The organism is Mycoplasmopsis gallinacea, assembly GCF_012220205.1.
GTDB lineage: Bacteria > Bacillota_I > Bacilli_A > Mycoplasmatales > Metamycoplasmataceae > Mycoplasmopsis > Mycoplasmopsis gallinacea_A.
In genome coordinates, this window is the sequence record NZ_CP047225.1 from 1041473 (window position 1) to 1063821 (window position 22349).

24 protein-coding genes and 2 pseudogenes are annotated in these 22349 nt (G+C 29.9%); 16 read left to right on the top strand and 10 right to left on the bottom strand.

Annotated elements, in window-relative coordinates:
* Window positions 1-25 precede the first annotated feature (25 nt).
* The 5 genes from greA to GOQ20_RS03970 are packed head-to-tail and all read left to right on the top strand — an operon-like array spanning window position 26 to window position 2573.
* Complete coding sequence (gene greA / locus GOQ20_RS03950) at window positions 26-508, top strand: transcription elongation factor GreA (protein WP_167845499.1); 483 nt, start codon at window positions 26-28, stop codon at window positions 506-508.
* Between the two features lie 30 nt (window positions 509-538).
* The gene (locus GOQ20_RS03955; protein ID WP_167845500.1) at window positions 539-1207 is read left to right on the top strand and encodes a deoxynucleoside kinase; all 669 of its coding nucleotides are present in this window, start codon (window positions 539-541) and stop codon (window positions 1205-1207) included.
* Window positions 1197-1745 carry a hypoxanthine phosphoribosyltransferase gene (gene hpt / locus GOQ20_RS03960; RefSeq protein ID WP_167845501.1) on the top strand — a complete coding sequence of 183 codons (549 nt, stop codon included), beginning with the start codon at window positions 1197-1199 and terminating at the stop codon, window positions 1743-1745. Before GOQ20_RS03955 ends, hpt begins: the two co-directional genes overlap by 11 nt.
* 15 nt (window positions 1746-1760) lie before the next feature.
* On the top strand, window positions 1761-2375 hold the full coding sequence (locus GOQ20_RS03965) for a hypothetical protein (protein WP_167845502.1): 615 nt from the start codon (window positions 1761-1763) through the stop codon (window positions 2373-2375).
* Between the two features lie 24 nt (window positions 2376-2399).
* Complete coding sequence (locus GOQ20_RS03970) at window positions 2400-2573, top strand: hypothetical protein (RefSeq protein ID WP_167845503.1); 174 nt, start codon at window positions 2400-2402, stop codon at window positions 2571-2573.
* Between the two features lie 41 nt (window positions 2574-2614).
* Here the strand turns inward: GOQ20_RS03970 and GOQ20_RS03975 are convergent, their stop codons facing one another.
* Both GOQ20_RS03975 and GOQ20_RS03980 read right to left on the bottom strand, forming a co-directional pair.
* Window positions 2615-3265 carry a deoxynucleoside kinase gene (locus GOQ20_RS03975; RefSeq protein ID WP_167845504.1) on the bottom strand — a complete coding sequence of 217 codons (651 nt, stop codon included), beginning with the start codon at window positions 3263-3265 and terminating at the stop codon, window positions 2615-2617.
* Window positions 3249-3923 carry a deoxynucleoside kinase gene (locus GOQ20_RS03980; RefSeq protein ID WP_167845615.1) on the bottom strand — a complete coding sequence of 225 codons (675 nt, stop codon included), beginning with the start codon at window positions 3921-3923 and terminating at the stop codon, window positions 3249-3251. Before GOQ20_RS03980 ends, GOQ20_RS03975 begins: the two co-directional genes overlap by 17 nt.
* 97 nt (window positions 3924-4020) lie before the next feature.
* Between GOQ20_RS03980 and GOQ20_RS03985 the strand changes: the two genes are divergently transcribed.
* Window positions 4021-5664 carry a hypothetical protein gene (locus GOQ20_RS03985; protein ID WP_167844923.1) on the top strand — a complete coding sequence of 548 codons (1644 nt, stop codon included), beginning with the start codon at window positions 4021-4023 and terminating at the stop codon, window positions 5662-5664.
* Between the two features lie 355 nt (window positions 5665-6019).
* Here GOQ20_RS03985 and GOQ20_RS03990 read toward each other — a convergent pair whose 3' ends face one another.
* The 5 genes from GOQ20_RS03990 to GOQ20_RS04010 form a co-directional block, all read right to left on the bottom strand.
* Entirely contained in the window at window positions 6020-10750 is a 4731-nt protein-coding gene (locus GOQ20_RS03990) for a lipoprotein 17-related variable surface protein (protein WP_167845505.1), read from the bottom strand.
* 15 nt (window positions 10751-10765) lie between these two features.
* On the bottom strand, window positions 10766-10864 hold the full coding sequence (locus tag GOQ20_RS04895; protein WP_198911688.1) for an integrase DNA-binding domain-containing protein: 99 nt from the start codon (window positions 10862-10864) through the stop codon (window positions 10766-10768).
* A gap of 81 nt (window positions 10865-10945) precedes the next feature.
* Window positions 10946-11230 (bottom strand): excisionase, encoded by a 285-nt coding sequence (locus GOQ20_RS04000; protein WP_443093813.1) that lies wholly within the window; start codon window positions 11228-11230, stop codon window positions 10946-10948.
* Window positions 11231-11609: 379 nt separating this feature from the next.
* Entirely contained in the window at window positions 11610-11840 is a 231-nt protein-coding gene (locus tag GOQ20_RS04005) for a helix-turn-helix domain-containing protein (protein WP_000857133.1), read from the bottom strand.
* Entirely contained in the window at window positions 11798-12259 is a 462-nt protein-coding gene (locus GOQ20_RS04010) for a sigma-70 family RNA polymerase sigma factor (RefSeq protein ID WP_167845506.1), read from the bottom strand. Before GOQ20_RS04010 ends, GOQ20_RS04005 begins: the two co-directional genes overlap by 43 nt.
* A gap of 504 nt (window positions 12260-12763) precedes the next feature.
* Between GOQ20_RS04010 and GOQ20_RS04015 the strand changes: the two genes are divergently transcribed.
* A complete protein-coding gene (locus GOQ20_RS04015; RefSeq protein WP_001227347.1) occupies window positions 12764-13117 on the top strand; it encodes a helix-turn-helix transcriptional regulator in 354 nt (117 codons plus the stop codon).
* 59 nt (window positions 13118-13176) lie between these two features.
* Here GOQ20_RS04015 and GOQ20_RS04020 read toward each other — a convergent pair whose 3' ends face one another.
* The 3 genes and pseudogenes from GOQ20_RS04020 to GOQ20_RS04750 form a co-directional block, all read right to left on the bottom strand.
* Window positions 13177-13344: a cysteine-rich KTR domain-containing protein gene (locus GOQ20_RS04020; RefSeq protein WP_000336323.1), complete on the bottom strand. Its 168-nt coding sequence runs from the start codon at window positions 13342-13344 to the stop codon at window positions 13177-13179.
* 118 nt (window positions 13345-13462) lie between these two features.
* A pseudogene (gene tet(M), locus GOQ20_RS04700) lies at window positions 13463-15381 on the bottom strand (tetracycline resistance ribosomal protection protein Tet(M)).
* Between the two features lie 30 nt (window positions 15382-15411).
* A pseudogene (locus GOQ20_RS04750) lies at window positions 15412-15483 on the bottom strand (hypothetical protein); the annotation flags it as partial.
* 100 nt (window positions 15484-15583) lie between these two features.
* Between GOQ20_RS04750 and GOQ20_RS04035 the strand changes: the two are divergent.
* The 9 genes from GOQ20_RS04035 to pgsA all read left to right on the top strand — a co-directional run bounded on the left by GOQ20_RS04035 (window position 15584) and on the right by pgsA (window position 22348).
* Window positions 15584-16762: an IS30 family transposase gene (locus GOQ20_RS04035; RefSeq protein ID WP_167845507.1), complete on the top strand. Its 1179-nt coding sequence runs from the start codon at window positions 15584-15586 to the stop codon at window positions 16760-16762.
* 357 nt (window positions 16763-17119) lie between these two features.
* Window positions 17120-17503: a hypothetical protein gene (locus GOQ20_RS04040; RefSeq protein WP_167845508.1), complete on the top strand. Its 384-nt coding sequence runs from the start codon at window positions 17120-17122 to the stop codon at window positions 17501-17503.
* Window positions 17504-17855: 352 nt separating this feature from the next.
* Window positions 17856-18287, top strand: a complete 432-nt coding sequence (locus tag GOQ20_RS04045; protein ID WP_167845509.1) for a bis(5'-nucleosyl)-tetraphosphatase — start codon at window positions 17856-17858, stop codon at window positions 18285-18287.
* A gap of 145 nt (window positions 18288-18432) precedes the next feature.
* Window positions 18433-18669, top strand: coding sequence for a hypothetical protein (locus GOQ20_RS04050; RefSeq protein WP_167845510.1), 237 nt, complete (start codon window positions 18433-18435; stop codon window positions 18667-18669).
* Entirely contained in the window at window positions 18669-19250 is a 582-nt protein-coding gene (locus GOQ20_RS04055; protein WP_129620056.1) for a diadenylate cyclase, read from the top strand. Before GOQ20_RS04050 ends, GOQ20_RS04055 begins: the two co-directional genes overlap by 1 nt.
* A gap of 4 nt (window positions 19251-19254) precedes the next feature.
* Complete coding sequence (gene mgtE / locus GOQ20_RS04060; protein ID WP_167845511.1) at window positions 19255-20757, top strand: magnesium transporter; 1503 nt, start codon at window positions 19255-19257, stop codon at window positions 20755-20757.
* Between the two features lie 28 nt (window positions 20758-20785).
* Window positions 20786-21109 carry a hypothetical protein gene (locus GOQ20_RS04065; protein ID WP_167845512.1) on the top strand — a complete coding sequence of 108 codons (324 nt, stop codon included), beginning with the start codon at window positions 20786-20788 and terminating at the stop codon, window positions 21107-21109.
* Window positions 21110-21120: 11 nt separating this feature from the next.
* Window positions 21121-21675, top strand: a complete 555-nt coding sequence (locus tag GOQ20_RS04070; protein WP_167845513.1) for an MHJ_0274 family protein — start codon at window positions 21121-21123, stop codon at window positions 21673-21675.
* Complete coding sequence (gene pgsA / locus GOQ20_RS04075) at window positions 21641-22348, top strand: CDP-diacylglycerol--glycerol-3-phosphate 3-phosphatidyltransferase (RefSeq protein WP_233091214.1); 708 nt, start codon at window positions 21641-21643, stop codon at window positions 22346-22348. Before GOQ20_RS04070 ends, pgsA begins: the two co-directional genes overlap by 35 nt.
* Window position 22349: the final 1 nt, after the last annotated feature.

Sequence of the window (22349 nt, forward strand, 5' to 3'; positions counted from 1 at the left end):
TACAGATTATTAAAAGAGGTAAGACATGGAAAATGTAGAAAAAATTTATTTATCCCAAGAAACATTAAAAAAATATAAAGACGAATACGAACACCTTATTAACGTTGAACGTCCAGAAGTACAAGCGGCTCTTAAAGAAGCTCGTGCTCAAGGTGACCTTTCAGAAAACGCTGAATATGATGCAGCTAGAGAAAGACAAGGTATTGTTGAAGGTAGAATTTCAGAGCTTGAAAAAATTATCGATAATGCTGTAATTATTGAAAATGCAGAATCTGCATATGTTGGAATTGGTTGTGAAGTTACTTTCACAGTTGTTGAAGGTGAAGATTCAGGACAAAGCAAAACTGTTATTATCATGGGTTCACACGATTCAAATCCATTTGAAGGAAAAATTTCTAACGTCAGCCCACTTGCAAGCGCAATGATGGGACACCAAGTAGGTGATGTTCTTGAAGTTGAAGCACCTATTAAATACACAATTAGAATTGATTCATTTAAACAAAACTAAGAAATAATAATTACATAACAAGGAGTTAATATGCTGATCGGAATATCTGGAATGATAAGTAGTGGAAAAAGCACACTATCCAAAAAACTTGCACATCATTTTAAAGAAAATTCAATTTTATTAGATGAATTTATGGAAGATGATGATGTCTTTAATCAAATGCTTAACTGATTTTATGAAAGAAAAGAAAATTTGGACTTAGCATTCCAAGCTTATGTCGTTTCAAAGCATATTGCTTGTGTTAGTGACACTGTAAAACTTTTTAACGAAAAGAAATTAAAAGAAGATAGTGACTTTATCTTCTTAGATCGTTTTAGTGCAGAGCATTATGTTTTTGCCAAAGTAAATTTAAGCCATTTACCTAAAAAAGTTATTCGTTCTTACGACGCTCTTTTTAACAATTTAGTAAGCGAGCATGACGTACCTGAATTTGCAATCTTTTTAGATGTTTCTTTTGAAAATTTCAAAAAGAGAATTTTTGAAAGAGGAAGAGAAGTTGAAATTAATAACTGAGAAAAAAACAAAGATTACTTCCAAGTTCTGTACAATACTTACAAAAAAACATTCATTAAAATTGCTAATAAATACAACATTAAATATGAAATTATCGACACAAACACTTTAAACGAAGAGCAGGTTTTTGAGAAAGCTTTAGAGCTTCTTAATACTTACAAAAAAGGGAGAAATAATGCAAAGTAAACACCCTTGAGTTGAAAAAATTTTATATGACCAAAGTTTTATTGAAAGCAAAATTAAAGAATGTGCAGTGTGAGTAAATGAAACTTACAAAGATAGCAAGGATCTTATTTTAGTTGGGCTTTTAAAAGGATCTGTGCCGTTTTTAGCTCAGTTGATAAAAGATATTGATGTAGATCATGTGCTTGATTTTATGATTGCAAGTAGCTATAGTGGTTCGCATGCTTCTAGTGGTAGTGTTAAAATTATTATGGACTTAGATAATGATATTGAAAATAAAGATGTGTTAATTATTGAAGATATCATTGATAGCGGAATTACGCTTGATAAAATCAAAAAAATGCTTTTAGAAAGACATCCAAAATCCCTTAGAATTCTTACTTTAATGGATAAACCATATAACCGTAAGGTGGATTTAAAAGCTGATAAATTTGGTTTTGAAGTAGAAAATGCTTTCTTAGTTGGGTTTGGGCTTGATTACCAAGAAAAACTTAGAAACCTTAACTACATTGGTGTAATGGACAAAAAGTTTATCAAATAAAGAAAGGTGATAAATATGAACAATTTAACTTTGAAAAAAGTACTTCATGCTTTTAATGTTTACAAATGAGTTATTCTTGCATCATTAATCTTAAGTGCTTTATATTTATTTATTTTCATTGACTTTAAGGTGTTTTTAGGCACAGCTGATCACTTTAAAAACAATGTGCAATTTAATTCATCAGTAGCATTTAAAAATAATTTATTTGCGATGCAAGATTTTCCTGGTCTTATTTCATTCCTTATTTTATTTTTAGTTACTGCTACCCTTGTTTTTGTGGGTCATTACCTTAAAACTAAAGAAAAATTATCACAAGGATACATTGTTGGTCTTACCGGTGTAATCCTTGGTTGATTCTTACTTTTACACTACATTATGCTTGCTGTGGTTTATAGCAAAAACTGACCAGTGGATTTTCAAGTTTATAATAGCTTAGATGATGATTCAAAAATCCTTGGTTCAGCTTATCTTTTCACATTTAGAGCAATTTATTTATATTTAGTAGCTATTTTCTTTATCAGAAGAATTAATAGCATGAAATGACTTTTAGTGTTTCTTTTAGTGTGAATGGGATTACAAATGGCTTGAGCAGGTCTTACTCTTTTAATTGATAATTCATATAACAATTAAACAAGCCACATAATATCTTATGTAATGAGCTTTATCTCTCCAGGTTCAAACCAATTTAACAATATCAATTCAAACGGAATCTTTGTACATCCAATTTTACAGTCAATTCCTTACTTAATTCACTTTGCTCTTGTTTGAGCTATGACATTAAGCAAAAAATCAATTTTCAAATTATCACAATTAGCAAACAATAATTAAAAATTAAAACTATCACAAAATCTTGTGATAGTTTTTTATCCCTATTTTTTAAGCTCAAAAGCATTAATAAGAGCAATTGCTTTTTTTAAAACTTCTTCTTCATTAAGTTCATTAGTATCAATAATTTCATACCGCACTTGATACTGATTACATAAAGAAATAAAGTTATCTTTATAATTGCTATGAAGCTTTTTGTAATAAGCTTCATTAGTTTCTCAATTAGCTATTTCGACTTCACGGTTCCGAGCAAAAATCCGCTTTTTAAAGGTTTCAAAATCTAAATCTAAAAAGATTACAAAGTCAGGGATATTGCTAGCATTAATTAAACTATTAGCTATCTTTTGATAAGCTTTTCATTGCCTAGAATTAGTATCAAACGCAATTTTACTAAAGATAATATGCTCCACTGAAAAGCGATCCAAAAAGATATAATACTGCTTGTATTTACTTTTTAAGTTCGCTTCTTTAATTTCTAATTCGCTAATATGTGAATCTAAAACATAAGTTTCAAAAGCTAATGTCACGTTAGGAATATGTTCTAGATGTCATTTTAAAAGATTGTTAAAAATTTCATCATCTTCTTTGAATTCTTTTAAAAAATCTGAAGGAGCTATTTTTTGGAAATGAGATGCTAAATGATTAACTAAGGTGCTTTTTCCTGAAGAAATCATTCCACTAATTGCTATTTTCATTTTTACCTCTTTGGATTTTTACATCATTAATGATCTTTTGTGCTTGCAAGAAAACTTCTTCTTCACTTTTACCGTTTGTATCTATAATTTGGTACTGAACGTTAAATTCTTCACACATTTTAATAAACTCTTTTTTGTAAATGCTATGAAGCTTTTCTCAGTAAGTAATGTTCTTGCTTCAATTATTTACTTCTGCTGGACGATTTCTTTTAAAAAGACGTTTTTTAAAGGTCTCAAAATCCATATCTAAGTAAATCACAAAATCCGGTAAAGATTCAGGAGTAATTAATTCATTTAACCCTGCTTTATATACTTGCAAGTATTTTTTGTCTTGGATATAACCAAAATCCACAAAAGCAAAAATGCAATGTTCAAGTGGAAAGCGATCAAGGAAAATAAAACTATTTTCAAGATTATTTTTAACCATTTTTTCACGGATTTGATGTACCCGTTCTACGTGGCTATCAATAACATAAATATCAAAACTTAATCCAACATTAGGTTTGTGTTGTAAAAATCAACTTAAAAGATTTTCGAAAACAAAATCTTTTGGATCATACTCATCTAAAATTAAATTGTTTACACCGCATTTTTGGGCTAATTGCTTCACTAAAGTACTTTTTCCCGAAGATATCATTCCACTAACTGCTACAATCATTTTTACTCCTTTAAAAACTTTAATTCATTATATCATTAAATAATTTTTCAGCATTTAATAAGTTCATTTTTTGACTTTTTATTAAATAGCAAACGAAATGTCACACCCTTGAGTTTTAAAATTAAAAATCTACATCTTAGATAAAATTTTAATTAATAAAGGAGTGACTATGGGTGTCTTTAAAATAACAACACATAAAAAAACGAGCTATTATGAAGAAAGAAAAGCTCAAATAATAGCAGGTATTATAAGGTTTTGAAACAAAAGAACAAACAAAGAACTTGCTAGGATGTATCACGTCAGTGTCAGAACAATAATTAGATACAAACAAGAAATAAAACCATTTATAGAAAATGGTACTTTTAACGTTGCTCACAAAGGTAGAAAAAATGAAAATGCACTCAAATATAATGATGAAACTATAAATAAAATTATGTGTGATTATTATGATTTTTCTGAAGAATTTTTCCCTAAAAATGCAACTATTAATACCGCTCCTTTTTGACTTTATTATTATGAAAAAGTAAAACAAAATTTTAATATTAGTTATTCACAAGCTTTTAGAAGAGTTAAAAAGCAAGGTTTCATTAACATCCAAATGACAAGAAAAGGTAAAAGAGAATCTAGAAAAATTAGAAGATTGCTTAAACAAGAAATTGGTGAAAAAACTTCACTTTTCACAAGAATTGGTTCTTTAGAAATTGATGAGCGTGAGAAGAAAAGAAAAAGCGTTTATCAAGCTAAAAATATACATTTAAAATTTGGTGAAAATGTTGAATTAGATGCTTGTCAAGAAATATTTTTTGGGGATAAAAAAGTTTTCATTTACCACGCAATTGATTCAGCTACAGGTAAATTACTTGAACTTCAATGTGAAGAGCAAGAAACAAATGTGGGTTACCAAAAGCTAATTGATAAACTCTTTAAAAAATATGGATTTCCTTCAAATATAACAACAGATCGCAGAAGAACTTTTTGAGGTTCAGAAAAAACATACACAATGTTTGAAGAGGCTTTAATCGATAGAGGAATTACTTTATTTGTGTCATCTAATCCTAAAGATAAGCCAAATGTGGAAAGATCTTTTGCTAGTGCTCAAAATTATTACCCTTATTTATTTAAAAATAAAGGTATTGATTCTATTGATGAATTAAATAAAAGAAGCGAAGAAATTATTGACGAATATAACAAACATTTTCAAAAAACAGAAGGTAATAAAGAAACCAAATTTATCAAAAATGATCATAATTCAAACATTTATGATTTTTCTTTAAGAATTAGAAGAAGAGTAAATAATGGGGTTGTTATGTATAAAAATAAAATGCTCGCCCCTTACGACGAACATAATAAAAGATTAATGTTTTTTTCACAAAACGGAAAAGATATTAATTTATGTTTAGATGTAAACCAAAACTTGTATTTCGAAATCAATAATAAGAAATATATTGCAAAAGTTGTTGAAGAATCCGAATTAAATGAAACCGAAATTTATGCTTTAGCTAAAGGGTGAGATATTTCTATCCCACAAGTACATGTGATTGCAAAGGCAATTGTAAATTCTAGAAAATTCACTTTAGCACAGTCACAATTAAGACATTTCCCCAACGAAATTCTTAAAAATGAAAACGCACAAAAGATAATCAAAATACTTGAAAGAAGTGAACAGATTTTGTTAAAACTTTATAACTTACTTGAAAAAGATATAGAGTGAAAAGATAAAGTTGCATTCATTAACAACTAATATCACAAAACATATTTTATAATCAACAATTTCTTTATGAATTTTGAAGTTCTTTTGGTTCTTTTCTTCGAAAGAAAAGAAGGCCCGTGCTGTAGGACAAATATTGAATTTGTAAAACCAAAAACTAACATACAAAATTAATTGATTTTATTAATTCAATACTTAAATTTTATTTCAATAATTAATATCAGAATTGCTTGTGTTGAATTCTTAAGAATTCAATATAATTATATTAAAAGAAACAAACAAGAGTGACAATTCGTTTAATAATTTACAATAAGAAACTTTTATTTTGAAAATGCCCTAAAAATATTTTTACAAAGAAAAAGACGAATTTTACAATTCGTCTCTTATCTTATTTTCTTTTTTGAATTTTTGAATACAATAAGTAGATTAAATCAAAAATTCCTAAAGTAATAAGTGTTAGTACAACTCATCATCAAAAACTCAATCTTTCAAGTGGTCTTTGACCTAGGTAATGTCTAAATAAAGCGCTATATAGCACATTAGATGCATCTTTTTTCTGAATGTTTTGTAAAGCTGTTTTTTCTTTAGAACTTAGGTTTTTCGATTCTTTGTTCATTAAATTAAAGTAATTATTATTAAGTAGCTCAGTTTTAAATTCTGAATATCTATTTCGATTAATTGGCTTAGCTAAATTAGTCTCAGAGATAAACGAATCAAAGTTATTGTTAAGCAGCGAATGAACTAAATTAACTTCATATGTAGCTTGATCTTGTAATTCCATTAAATCACTAAATAATCTTCTTCATGCTGTAATTACATTCGATTTATTATAAACATATGGTTCTTGTGAGATAGAAAGCTTAATCAATTCTTTTTCTAAACTATCAAAATCAGGATTATCAACTGAACTATCACGATATTGTTTTAAAAGATCCCTTAAATTATTAAATCTAATCATTTCATCTGCTAATTCAATATAGTTAGGATTATTCACACCGAGCTTGTCAAATTCAGCAAGTATTTCTTTAATTTCTTTATTAGTTAATTTATGAATACCATTAGCATCAATTACTAATTTGTTAATAAACTCTTTAGCTTCTTCACTTTCTTCAGCAGGTGGATTTTGTTCTTCTCTATTTGGATGCAAGTTAGCATAATCAAATGCCAAACTACGTTCTGCAGTTTCACTTGAAATTAAAGTATCTAATGTGTTATATGGTCTTTGTCCATTTTGTAATGGATCAAGATTTTTACCATCAAATTTATCGGAAGTTAATAATTCTTTTGCAAAAGCAAAGTTATCATCAAAATTCTTCTTAGAAAGAGGCTCTGCTTCTTGATATTTAGCATTATTTGGATCTGCAATTAAATCTTCGTACTCTTTAACTCCATCTTTTAAAATCTTCATTTTAGAGTTAATTGTTGAAAAATCATGATAAATTTTCTCAGCTTCTTGTAGTGTTAAATTCTTTTTACTAAAAGCATCATTCATTTCATTTCTTTGTTTTGGATTTAAGAAAATTAATTTTTCTGCTTCATTTTTAATGATTCGAATAGTAGCTTGTGTTTGAATTCGATCTACTTTTGGAATTGTGTCTGTAGCTTCATCATTAACTAAATTAATAAATTTTTCCGCTTGTTCTTCTGTTAACCCAGGTTGATTGTTTTTATACTCTTCTTTTTCACGGTTTAAATCATCTATTAATAAGTTTTTTCTCTCTTGTAAATTAGTTAGAAAATCTCAAATTTTAAGCACACCAATTTTAGTTGATGTTTTATCTTCTTCTGGTGAGTTTTCAAGCTCCGATTTTGTCGATGTTAATTTATATCTTACCGCAAGTGTACCTTCATCATCATCCGGTGTTGGATTATCTAAAATAATAATTTCAGATTTATTTTGAAGTCCACCAGGAGTTAAAACCAATTTACGCACTAAATTTTGTCAGTTTGGATTTTGCATAAATCAAGAAGCTTTAATTGTTTCTTGTGGAACATTCGGATCATCATAACTAATTGATTTTGATACATCTTGATTATCAATTAAATTATTTAATCTAGTTGATTCATCTAAGAATCCACGAATTACAAAGTTTTTAGTTACAAAAACATCTTCCATACCATTTTTTGTCGAAGTAATTGTATATTGTCCAGAAATAGTCCCAGTAGCGTCATCTTTTAAAAGCGAATCACTTACAATTTGAACTGTTGAATCGCTACCATTGCCACTTCAAGTTATAGAATCATCAATAGCTTTATTCGGAGAAATTAAATTTTTATCAGGATAATCAAAAGTAACATCCATTTCGTTTAATCTTTCAAATTCAGTTTTATATCCTGAAACTGTTGCTTCTTTTTGACTTGATGTTAGCACTTTTGATGGATCTTCTTTGCTTGTGGCTTTAATAATATATTTAACTTTTAAAGTTCCGTCTTTATCATTTTGATCAGCAACTTCTTGAATTTCAACTGTTGTTGTATATTTACTTTGTGGATCTTGTTCTAATCTATAAGCAGGTGTTTTATCACTTGAACTTAAATCAAAATAAGAAGGTAATTGATTGTGGTTTGATTCAAAATTAGGAGTAACAGCATCTACATCAAAATCATTTGGATCTAATTTCTTAAAGCCTTGAATAGTTTGTTCTCTATAGGTCGAAATGATATCTTGAAGAAAAGGCTTGGTTGAAACAAAATGATATTTAACAACTAAACTTCCTTCTTGGTTATTTTGATTTTCAATGCTATCAATTACTAAACTTGCATTATCATATGTATTAGGATCTTTTGTAAGATCATCTTTATTTGCATTAGTAGCAAGTATTTGATCTTTATTTGGATAATCAAGATTAACAGATAATTCATTTAATCTTTGTTTTTCTGTTTTAAATCCTAATATAGTTTGTGTTTTTGTGCTAGAAACAATATCAGTCATTCCATTTTTTGTTGAAACAAAGTGATATTTTACATCTACACTTCCATATCTATCTTCTTTTGATTGTATAGAATCAATCACAACATTTACGTCAGATAGTTGGCTATGGTCATATGTTACTTTATCTTGATCACTACTTGTAAGAGTAGATGGCATTATTGTAGACTTATCTGGATAGTCTAATGTAATAGCTAGATTATTAAGTCTTTCTTTTTCTAAATCGCGGTTTGTTTTATAACCACTATCATTAATATTACTATCTTCTTTTATAGTGCTTGGGTCGACTTTATTAGACTCACTTGAATAAGTACTATGATAAAGATCGTCAGCTGTTTTCTTTGTTTTAAGAGCATAATCAAGGCTTACGTTACCTGATTGATTATCTGGTCTCAATTGTGTAATTTTTAACTCAGCGTTTTCTGCATCTAAATTCTTAGCGGTAAAATCTGATATAGAAAGGTCACTAGGTAATTTATCTTTTTTCTTCCCGCCGTTGTAAGTAAATAAATCAGTTTGGTTTTTTATTTTCTCTTTCAACTTCTTAATTCTATTTGCTTCTGTTAAATATCCTGGAATTTCAATTTCTTTTTCAGTTGATTCAAATGTTTCGCTAGAAGTATCATTTTTTACAGATTTAATAACATATTTTAATTTTAACTTTCCGTCTGCGTCATTATAACCTGAAATACTTTTAACTTCGACTGTTCTTGTATATTTATTTGTAGAATCTGCTGTAACAGTACCTTGTGGTTTTTTACTATCATCTGTAAGGTCAAAATATGAAGCTAGTTTTTCAGGATCTGCTGTAAAATTAGCATCTAATGAATTTATTTCATCTTGTTCACTTCTAGTTTGTCTATATATTACTGGTGTGCCAGCTGGTGGGAATTTTAAAGTAATTGTAACTTGTTTAGAAGTAACATCTCCTGTAAAACCACCTTCTGTCTGTCTTGTAGATTTTAAATCATAAGTAATAGTAATTGTTCTGTTATTATCATCTTCAGTTTTGTGTCAATCAAATATTGACCCTGAATCCGGATTGTTACTTTGAGAATAAAGGTTATCTTGTTTAGCATCTTCATATGTTATTCAGTTCACTCTATCTATAGTGTTATCGCTAGCAGGATTAGTATTTGATATTGTATGATCTTTAAGTTTAAATGGCCCTATATTTGGAAGTTGTTCATTTAGTCTTTGTCCTTCAGTTTTAAACCCATTTAATGTAATAACATAACCTTTTGAGCTTGTATAATCTGATGGTTTATGATTGTCATGTTCTGTTGTAAAAGTTTTAGGTCCATCAAAAGTCGATTGTGTATATGAAATTTTATTAAAATTATTATCTGCTCAATTGATTCATTTTAACTTATTGATAACAGTTTTAGTTGGATCAAGTGGATTCTCAATATTTTCCGCTGAAAAATTACTTGGTGCAAAAAGTTCGGGGAAGATTTTAATTGAATAAGTTCCGTCTTTATCATTATGACTAGCTTTTTCACCTCTAGCAAATTTAACCCAATATGAAAGCATACTATCACTTATATGTGTTTTTTTGAATAATTCATTAACATCAACACTTGAAGGTAATTTAGTTTCGGGAGAATAATCAGCATCTATTTTCGCTGCATTGTCTCTTGGTATTATTCCATATCCATCAGTATCGCTAATTATAGCATCAAGATAACTATTTCAAGTAATACCGTTTATATCAGAAATATCTCTTTCTTGTCAAGTATCAGTTGTTACGTCTTCATAACCTTCATCAATTGAACGTAGTTTGAACTTAACTTTGAGTTTTCCTGTTAAAACATTTATTTCTGAGACAAAAAACGAATCTATTTTAAATCTTGTTGATTCACCAGTGTCTCTATTAAGCCCAAAAAGTAAAACATCTCCTGTATCCGTGTTCCAATCATATGCTGAATCCAGATATATATCGTATGTGTATGTAGGATCATCTCATGAATACTGTTTTGGATTAATGATAAAACCTTCACCAATTGATTTTGGCTTATCTTTGTAGCTATTTATATTTGTTATTTGAAGAACCTTAGCGATTTCTTCTAATTCTTGCTTTTTATCTTGCTTCTCAGCAGAGCTAGGAGTAGCACTAATTACGGTACTAAAAGGTGCTATTGTCACAATACCACCTAAGCCCATTAATAACATCTTTCTTGATTTTTTCATATTTTTTATGTCCTTCTATATATATATATATTTGTATAAGTATCTTCCGTCTTTTCGTTGGCTCTCTCCAGTCTTTAAGATTCGACCTTTATTGTCACGTCTTTTTTCTGACATGGCATTTGCTCCTTTCCTTTATGGAAAGAGCCTTGATACGACTTAATACTATTTTATCATATACAAGACCCTTTGGCGACGCTAGATTGCGTCCAATGTATCTATAATTTTTTCAAATTGTTTTCGTTTAATCTGAATACGATTGCCATTCATAATCAGCCAATTTGCATTTTTATTTTCCTCTGCCAAGCGTCGTAGCTTGTTTTCGCCAATACGAAAATATTTTGACGCTTCTTCAATGGTTAGGGTATAACGTTCCCAAATAGGAATGTCAGTCTGCTTCATAAAATCCTCCTTTCCAAATCACTTATTTGGATTTCATAAAAGTTGTTTTACCAGCAATCGAACAGCTTTAGCAAAGCTCACGGGAGTTCCACCCCTGCATGGTTCTCATGTAGCCATACTCATTGCCTGCGACGGTTTTATCACGCTCGGACTATTGACTGCATGGGAGTATCATTATCACGATAAGAATGTCGTTGCAGGCAATCCTGCTAAAGATTGCTTCTCGGATCACTAACATGAATCGCTCGCTATCTTTATAAGATAGGTCATGGCGGTTAGTTCCGTTGGCTCTTTTCTTATCGAAACGTATTCGATTACTTTTATTCAGTTTTCAAAGAACAATGGCTCGTTAGCCTATCAAAACACATTGAAAGCTCAATATGCTTTGGTGGAATAACAAACCTCCCTGTTCGGGAAGCGTGGAATGGTTTAGCACGCTTCCACGAAAGGAGAGAGGATATTACTTAATTTCAAATGACAAAATCTTTGTAATCAGTCTGGTTTCCATTCTTCCACGTAAGACTTCATCAACGACCATACTTTGATTGCCATATTCATCTTTCATAAGTCGTAGGGAACGCTTCGTTATGTACCCTCTGTAATGATGTAGAATCTGGTTAATCGCTTCGGTATCGCCATCTGTTGCCTTTACAATGAGAGGAAAGGGAATCATAGGATATTGTGTTTTCATTCTTCAAATTCCTCCATAAACTTTTTAATTAAGGCTAGTCCACTGGTTCTATGCCGATAGACAATAGAACGGTTCAATTTCAACAGGTCTGCAATTTCTGAATCGCTCATGTCCATAAAGTAAAACAGCAGTAGAATTTCACGTTTCTTGTCTGGCAACTCACGTAATGCTTCACTCAACAAATCATTTTCAACGCCTACTGATAACCCATTGAGTGTAAAAATCTGAAAGTCAGTTGAATAGTTATCTGTTGTCGCAAACTGGCTAACAAGATAATCGCCAACATCCGAAAAGGACACCTCACGCTTTGCAATCCTTGAAAGATAAAGCGTATAATTCTTTCGCTCGTCTTCCATAGCACGTTTACAGATATAGTCAAACTGATTTTCTATTGTGGTCTGAAAAGAAGATGGTTTCATGTTTCTCACCCCCTTTCTGTCTAGGAAAGGAAGTGAGCCTTGCTCGTTTATCTCTTTTCACTCTTAGTCCCAATGTGAAAGGGGGATTTGTTGCATTACTGATAAATAAACTTTGTAAAAAAGTTCTGAATAGCCAAAAAAGCATATAAACAGATTTATTTCTCTGTTTACACGCTTCTGTTATTCTATCTATATGATTTATAAAACCACATTGGTGGACGTACTTATCTATTGCAGATAGACGACTTTTTTTGACAAGAACCCAATGTAAGGAAATTTATTGTATATGATGTACTTCATGGCGACGTTGACCTCCAACAAACCGCCATTTGGAAGTAATATACAATATTTTAACAGCGTAAATAGCACTACCATATAACGGTTTTTTTTATTGGCGTTTAGTAGTGCTTTTTATTAAATATAAACCTATAAACCATATAACACGTTTTTCTATACCTGTTTTTAATTCAGTAGGAACAATAAAATGTATAGAGGTGGTCTACTATGCGTAAAAAAGAAGATAAATATGATTTTAGAGCCTTTGGTTTAGCCATTAAAGAAGCTCGATTGAAACGAGGTTTAACTCGTGAACAAGTGGGAGCATTGATTGAAATTGACCCACGGTACTTAACTAATATTGAAAATAAAGGGCAACACCCCAGCATACAAGTTCTTTATGACCTTGTATCGTTACTTCATGTTTCCGTTGATGAATTTTTCTTACCTGCTAATAACTTGGTAAAAAGCACCCGACGATTACAGATAGAGAAATACATGGATAGCTTTACAGACAAAGAACTATCCTTAATGGAATCTTTAGCCAGCGGTATCAACGAAGCAAGAAACATCGAAGACTAATTAAAAGAATCCATACATAACGGAAAGAGCCGATAAAATGAGATTAATACAATCTCATTTTATCGGCTCTGCGTCTTTGCGTCTGGCTCTGTAATCACAGTTACTTTGAACTGCTTTATTTCAATTAAATTTTCTTGTCTGCATTTCGGACAATAGAGGGGGAATTTTTTTAATTCAGTATCTTCCCTTATCTTTAATCGTGTTTTATTTCCACATACAGGACACAATATCCACTTGTAGTTTATAATAACTATCTCCTCCTTTACACTTTAATTCAAATCTTTATTAAAAAATATTTCATCTTATTTAACAAGAAACCATATTTATATAACAACATAAAATACACTAAGTTATTTTATTGAACATATATCGTACTTTATCTATCCGACTATTTGGACGACGGGGCTGGCAAACAGGTTCACCGGTAGTAACATAGTACCCTTTTAACTCTGTTAAACAAACACTACGTCCATTTGTAAAGAAAGTTAAATCACTACGATATTCTTGAATACACCGAGCAGGGATTTCTCCACTAAGAATGACCTCATTATTTTTCAATTGAGTGTCTACGATGTTCGCACAATATTTAGGAGCATCGTTGTATGCTCGTGAAAGATATTCCTGTGGCGCATAAATTTTAAAACTAAGATATGGCTCTAACAATTCTGTTCCAGCTTTTTTTAAGACTTGTTCCAATACAATAGGAGCAAGCATCCGAAAATCTGCTGGGGTACTAACAGGGCTATAGTATAAGCCATACTTAAAACAGATTTTACAGTCCGTCACATTCCAACCATACAATCCTTGTTCACAGCCATAGCGTATCCCTTCCATAACTGCATTTTGAAATGATTGATTTAAGTATCCAAGAGAAACCGAGCTCTCATACTGCATTCCACTTCCCAACGGAAGCGGTGATACAGATAAACCAATGGAAGCCCAGAAAGGATTTGGCGGCACTTCGATGTGAATGGTATATTCTGCATTTTTTAACGGTCTCTCCATATAAATGACTGTAGGCTCTTTTAGTTCTATCTCCACATGATACTTTTCTTGCAACAGTGCACTAATCACTTCCATTTGTACTTTCCCTAAGAAAGAAAGTATAATTTCATGTGTCGTAGAATCCACGTAATATCGTAGAAGCGGATCACTATCTGAGATTTCCAAAAGGGCATCAAGCAACATTTCTCTCTGTTCAGGTTTACTCGGTTCAACAGTTGTTTGTAGTAGAGGGTGCGGATTTTCAATCTTTTTTCTCTGTGGCAATAGTTTTGTATCTCCAAGAACACTATTTAACTTCAAAAACTCATTTTGCAAAATAACAATTTCTCCAGAATAAGCTCTATCAATCTTACATAATTCACCATTTATTGAAGTATACATTTCTGTAATTTTTATTTTTTCCTTTTCCGATATTCTAACCGAATCTCGCAAATGCAGTACGCCACTATAAAGACGTATATATGCAAGACGCTGTCTTTTTTCCGAATACTCAATTTTGAAAACTTTTCCGCAAAGTTCAGACTGACCTCGATGTGTTGATGAATAAAATTTATTCGTAATCACTTCTATAAGGTTATCAATCCCTATATTGTTTTTGCACTTCCGTGATAAACAGGGAACAGAGAACAATTCTGAAATCTTATGCTTTCCTCCTGTTCGAGTTCCAATGCTTCTAATGATTTACCGGACATATATTTCTCTAAAAGGTCATCGTTTCCCTCTATTACCGTATCCCATTGTTCAGATTCGGTAAAGTTCGTCACACACATATTAGGATACAGTTCTACCTTCTGTTTGATTACAATTTCGGCAGAAAGTTTCTCTTTAATATCCTGATAAACCGTTGATAAATCAATTCCATTTTGGTCAATCTTATTGATAAAAAAGATTGTGGGAATCCCCATTTTCCTAAGTGCATGAAATAATATACGAGTTTGTGCTTGTACGCCATCTTTTGCAGAAATCAGTAGAATTGCCCCATCTAAAACTGATAATGAACGATATACTTCTGCTAAGAAATCCATATGTCCTGGCGTGTCTATGATGTTCACCTTCATATTTTCCCACTGAAAAGAGGTTATTCCTGTCTGAATTGTAATTCCTCTCTGACGTTCTAAAAGCGTATTATCCGTCCTCGTTGTACCTTTGTCCACGCTTCCTAATTCTGTAATCGCTCCACTGTTATATAATAAGCTTTCTGTTAAGGTAGTTTTTCCTGCATCAACATGAGCTAAAATTCCAATATTAATAATTTTCATGTGATTTTCCTCCATTCAAAAACCCAAAAGGGCATAAAAATCCCAGTGATAAATACTCTTATGACTGGGATTTTTATGCATAACCATAGGCATACAAAGCATTATAAATTAGAAAAGTTACACGCAAATTTAATGCGTGTGACTTTTTGTGTCCATTGTGTAAAATAATAATGCTCGAAAAGAAAGGACACATTTTTATTATATGAAAAAATTAATAGATTTATCTAAACTAAATATTATTTGTGTAAAAAATAATGCTGAAAATTTCCGTCACTTCATCATCAAAGAAACAGATGATGAGATAAAACGTCTTCACTCAAATGTTTCATCTAAAAGACTGCTTAGAGATAAACAAATATCCATACTCTTAATGTGGGAAATTATTTTAAAAATTCTAGTGTTGAATTCAGTGCCAAAAGCAGCAAAATATTTCGGTTATCAATCTAGAACAATTAAACAAAAAATGGAAATAATGATCGAAAAAAATAACTATCACAATAGCTTGAAAAATAAAGTTATTTGCAAAAATTGCGGATCTAAAATTTTTATAACTAAATTTCTCTCATTCAGAAAACTATCAAATCATTTGCTTAGTTATAAAATCAAAAGGTTAATGATAGTGTCAGAATCGCAAAAAAATAAGTGAAGTCACTTTAAAAAATATTGAAACGATGTCACTAAAGAATTAAGAAAAAAAGCAAACAAAAACTCTAAAAACATTAAATGTAAAATGTCTGTTAAGTTTATGATTAACTCATTTAAACAAACAAATCCAAATGCTTTTTGTCCTACATTCAGCACAGTTTACAAAGCTCTAAAGCAACAAAGAATAAAACTTTCTTTTGATCCCCTTTTATATTTATCAAGGGGTGGCTATACAAAAACTACATTGAAGCAAGGTAAAAGATCCTTAATACATGCTAGAGATCTAAAATATAGACCTAAAGAAGCGAATTTAAGATTAGAAAAAGGTCATTTCGAAGCTGATACAGTAGTTGGTAAAAGAGAAGATAAATTTGTTCTTTTCACACTTTTAGATCGTAAAACTAGAGAGTTATACATTGCTTTAACTAAAAGAGATGCAAAATCAATTAACAAAGCATTAAGGATGTTAATAAGAAAATATAATCTCGAAATAAAAACCTTAACAGTAGATAAAGGTAGTGAAAATACACTTCTTCATAAAGTTGTAGGTAAGAAAAAGTTATTTAAATGTAAACCTTATGCTTCATATCAAAAAGGTTCAATCGAAAATGCTCATAGATACATTAGAAGATTTATTCCTAAAGGTAAAAGTTTCAATTCAATAACACAAGAATACGTATTTTGACTCAAAGAACAAATTGATGAATACAAAAGAATACTGGCAATAAAAAATTAAAAATTAATAGGAATAAAAAACTTGGTATTTAAGTCTTAAACCAGATTTTTTGTGATTGAAGCTCATTTGATGTGCGATGTCAGTTTATCCCTGTGTCGTTCTATGTCTATCTTTTCTCACAGATTCAATGATTGTGCTGCCGCACGGGCCTTCTTTTCTTTCGGAGAAAAGAAGCAAAAGAACTTCAAAATTTATAAGAAAACAAGCCACAAGGGCTTGCGATTTTGGTTTTATCTTTGTCACTATTTCTTAATTTTTTTGCACTAATTTTCTTATAATTTAAACATTAAAAAAGCATTGTTATTTTTTTGACACTTAACTTGCGCGTCACTTTTCCAATTTTTAAATAAAAGATTAATGTTTTTTTCACAAAGCGGAAAAGATATTAATTTATGTTTAGATGTAAACCAAAACTTGTATTTCGAAATCAATAATAAGAAATATATTGCAAAAGTAGTTGAAGAATCTGAATTAAATGAAACCGAAATTTATGCTTTAGCTAAAGGGTGAGATATTTCTATCCCACAAGTACATGTGATTGCAAAGGCAATTGTAAATTCTAGAAAATTCACTTTAGCACAGTCACAATTAAGACATTTCCCCGACGAAATTCTTAAAAATGAAAATGCACAAAAGATAATCAAAATACTTGAAAGAAGTGAACAGATTTTGTTAAAACTTTATAACTTACTTGAAAAAGATATAGAGTGAAAAGATAAAGTTGCATTCATTGACAACTAATATCACAAAACATATTTTATAATCAACAATTTCTTTATGAATTTTGAAGTTCTTTTGCTTCTTTTCTCCGAAAGAAAAGAAGGCCCGTGCGGCAGCACAAATATTGAATTTGTAAAACCAAAAACTAACATACACAATTAATTGATTTTATTAATTAAATACTTGAATTTTATTTCAGTAATTAATATCAAAACTGCTTGTGTTGAATTCTTAAGAATTCAATATAATTATATTAAAAGAAACAAATGAGAGTGACAATTCGTTTAATAATTTACAATTTTTCAGCATTTAATAAGTTCATTTTTTGACTTTTTATAGGGTTAAAAAAGTCAAAAAAATCTATAATAAAGAAATGAAAAAATACGATGAAAAATCTTGCGGTGCAATTATTTTTAAAAAGTTTCAAAAGCAATGAAAAGTGCTTTTAATTAAACAAATTAATAAAGATTGAGGTTTTCCTAAAGGTCATATGGAAGCTGGTGAAAATGAGTTAGAAACTGCAATTAGAGAAGTAAAAGAAGAAGTCTCGCTTATAGGTGTTGATATTGATACAAAATATCAATATTCAAATAGCTACATTTTGCCAAGTGGTAAAAGTAAAATTGTAGTTTATTTTTTAGCAAGCTACAATGGAAATAGCCAGCCAAAGTATTTAAAAAGTGAGATTCTAAAAGCTAAATTTGTGCCTGTTTCACGCGCTATGTGTTTAATTAGCAAAAAGTCTGTTAGTGATATTTTAAAGCTTGCTTGAAGTGATTTTAAGGTAAAAAATGGACTAAAATAAAGCAAGTTATGCTAAATTAAATTTTTAAAAATAATTTTTTTAATTTATAATATAAATAAACATATAAATGTTTATTTTTTACTATAAATTGCCAAGAAAATAGGTCATAAAAAGGGTTATTTTTTTGTAAAAAGGGAGGTTTAAGATGAATAAAGAAAGCGAAAAAGAAAAGGTTTATTTAATTGAAGTTAGAAAAAAAGAAATTGAGCTTGATCGAGCTGAAGCTGAAGCAGAAAAAAGTGAACAAAGCCACAAAGAATATCAAAAAATGTTACCTTGATATAAAAAAGATTTATTCTTTAATATCTTAGGTACTATTGGAACTGTTTTTATAATTGTAGGTTTAATTCTTATTGCCTACAATATTAAATTCTGAGTATAATGCATCAAACAATTATTACATTATTGATATTTGTGGTTATCCTTTTAGTTGCATTGCTTTCAATTACTTTATATCCATACATAACCAATTTCATCACCAATAAATTTACTAAATCTAAATACGATAAATTAGGTAGAAGTAGTCAGATTCGTCTTATTAACCAACTAAGAGAAACTGTTGAAAACCTTTCAAGAAGAAGAGTTGGTGCTTTAATTACCATTGAAAACAACGATAATATTGACAACCTTAGAACTGACGGAATTGTTCTAAATGCTAATATTTCAAGTGCTCTTTTAATTGCTATTTTTAATAAAAACTCTCCACTTCATGATGGTGCTGTAGTTATTCGTGATAACAAAATTTATTACGCAGCTACTTTTTACAAAATCACACGTAAGAGTTTAAAAAATAGCTATGGTTCAAGACATCGTGCTGCCTTTGGGATTTCAGAACAATGTGATGCAACTACAATTGTTGTTTCTGAAGAAACTGGGAAAGTAATTTTAATTAGGGGTGATTTACACACTGAAGTAAAAATCGAAGAATTCCAAGAAGAACTTATCAAATACCTTAAGGATTAATTAAATGGCAGATTTTGAAAAAGATCAACAAGCTTTTGATGAGCAAGAATATTCAATTGATTTCTTGCAAGCGCAAATTAAACAACTTGTTGATAATAAATCAATCCGTTTACTTAGAGAATTTTTCGAAGAATACCCTATTGCTGATTTAGCTCAAGCCCTTGAAGGACTTGATTTAAAAATTCAGCTATTTTGCTTTAGAACCTTAAAAACTGATATTGCAGCTGAAGTATTTTCATACCTTGAAGATGATGCTAAAACTAAATTAGTGCACTCTTTTACTGAAGAATGAGGAATGGAAATTATTCAGGAACTTCAATCTGATGAACTTGCTGATTTGCTTGAAGATCTTCCAGTTAATTTAACTAGAAAAATTTTAGCTGAAGCTACCGAGGAAAAAAGAGAGAAAGTTAATAGCATCCTAACTTACTCAGATGATCAAGTTGGAAGCATTATGAGCGTGGATATTTCCATTCTTAAGTCTAATTGAACTTGTAAAAAAGCTATTAGACAAATCAAGCGTGATTATAAGAAAAATGCTGAAATGAGTCATAGCTTCTACATCACAGATGAAAAAGGAATTTTCTTAGGTTCAATAACCCTTGAAGAACTTGTGTTTAACAATGATGAAGATGACCTTTTAGAAGATCTTTATACAGTAGTTGCTACTGTGCACCCTTATGATGATAAAGAAGATGCAGCTCAAATTTTCTCTGAACATGACCGTTCAACCTTACCAGTAGTTTCCAAAGATAACTTCTTAATTGGAATGATTACTTCCGATGATGTTATTGATGTTATTCAAGAAGAAGCTACTGAAGATATGTATAAACTTGCCGGGATTAACCCTGAAGGTTCAGAAGAAGGATACTTAAAAACTTCAGTTTTAAAAATTGTTAAATCCAGAGTTTTCTGATTAATTATTTTGATGATTTCAGCTACAATTAGCCAGTACATCATCCAAAAATTCACTGATTTAAGTGAAGATATGATTGCAATGTTTAATGCTGGAATTTCTACTGCGGTTATTGTTTCGTTAATCCCAATTATTAGTGGTAGTGCTGGTAATGCTGGTTCACAATCTTCAACTACAATTACCCGTGCTAGTGCGCTAGGTGAAATTGAAGATAAAGATCTTAAACGTGTTATTGGTAAAGAAATTGCAGTAGGAGCTGTAATTGGAGTTATTTTATTTATCGTTAATGTGATTCGGCTTTTTATCTACTTTGCGATTTTTAAAGATGGCACTGAATGAATTCCAATTATTTTCGTCATTTTAGCCAGCTCACTTTCATTATTTTTAGTTGTGATTTTATCTAAGTTTTTAGGTACAATCATCCCAATTTTAGCTATTAAATTTAAAAAAGATCCAGCAGTTATGTCTGCTCCAATTCTTGCCACTCTTTCAGATGCAATTTCAACTTTAATTTTCTTTGGAATAAACATTTTATTCTTATATATTGGTTTTAAAGCTGGAGTTTTCCCTCAAGCATTGCCAATAGCTTAGTAATTTTTAAACATAGTAAGGAACAAATATGAACACAGTTGATATAGAAAAAATCAAGTTGCTCGCTGAAGATTTACTTGAATCTAAAAAAGAAGTATCTGAGCTTAATAAACTTCTTAAACAAGAGTTTAAAGATATTGAAATTGAAGTTGATGAGCCACTTTCAAATGGTGGAAGAATTACTTACAAAAAATCAGAACCTAGAACTACTTTTGATTTTAAAGGGTATAGTGCTTTCTTGCACAATGCAATTAAAGAAGGTAAAAACTATACAGAAGAAGAACTTGATTTAATTATGAAAGAATTTGCCGTTGAAAAAGAAGGTAAATGATCAATTAAATTGAAAAAATAGAAAGGACACAAATGAACTTAGGTTTAGACAATACTGTAATATGAATTATTCTAGGGGTCTTTTTAGCCCTTTTAATTGGATTTTTCATTTATTCCTTTATTAAAGAAAAAATTCAAAGAAAGAAAATTAAAGAAGCTGCTGAGCTTTTAAAAAATGAAGGCGAAGTTTTTCATCGTGAAATTGTTATTAAAATAAATCAACTTATTAGATTAAACCAAGAACAACTTGATAATTTTGAAGTAAGTATTGGTAAATACAAAATGAGCGATATCACTTTAAGTGCACATAATATCTTAAAAAATTATGCTGCTAGTGATTCATTTAAAACATACATCACAAATGAACCAAAATATAAAGATTTTTTAATTAATTATGTAGCTTTAAAAGACAACAAATCAAATCTTTGAGCAAACAAGCAAGCAAATGAAATTAAATATTTTGAAAAAGCTTTCAAAAACTTACCAGAACATTACGCTTTAGAAGTAAGAGAAATGGACAAAATCATTAGCGATATTAACAAGGAGTATGAAGATGAAATTTCTCAAAGAATTAAATCTACCAAATAAATTAACTCTGCTTAGAATCGCTCTTTTTATCCCAATGATTTTTTTAATGATCGCAAACATTTACATCTTAAGAACATCAGATGGATTTTGATGGTCATATATGAAATATGTAGAAAATCATAACTTACCAACTACGTATTCATTAAATGGTTTATACACAAAAATAGGCGCAATTGATATTGTTATTCTTCTTTTCTTTATTGGTGCAATGGTAACTGATTTTCTTGACGGATATTTTGCAAGAAAAAATAACCAAGTAACAGAATTTGGAAAATTATGAGATCCACTTGCTGATAAAATCATTACAACTTTAACACTTATTTATTTTGCAGTAATGAATTACGTTCCTTTTTGAATAGTTTTAATTTTTGTAATTAGAGATTTAATCGTTGATGGTTCAAGAGTTACAATGGCTAAAAACAATATTGGTGTTGAAGCTTCGATTTGAGGTAAATTAAAAACTTTAATTATGACTGCTGGAATTATTATTGTTTTCATTTACCAACTTGTTTTCTCATTTAATATTGAGAAAATTACATACTTTGATAAAAGTGCCCAAAGCTGAGCTCCTTTTGTAGTTTCAATTCCTTTATTAGTTGCTGCTGGTTTTAGTGTCTTTTCTGGATTTTTATACGTTAGAAAAATTTGACCTATTATTAGAGAATCAAAATAAT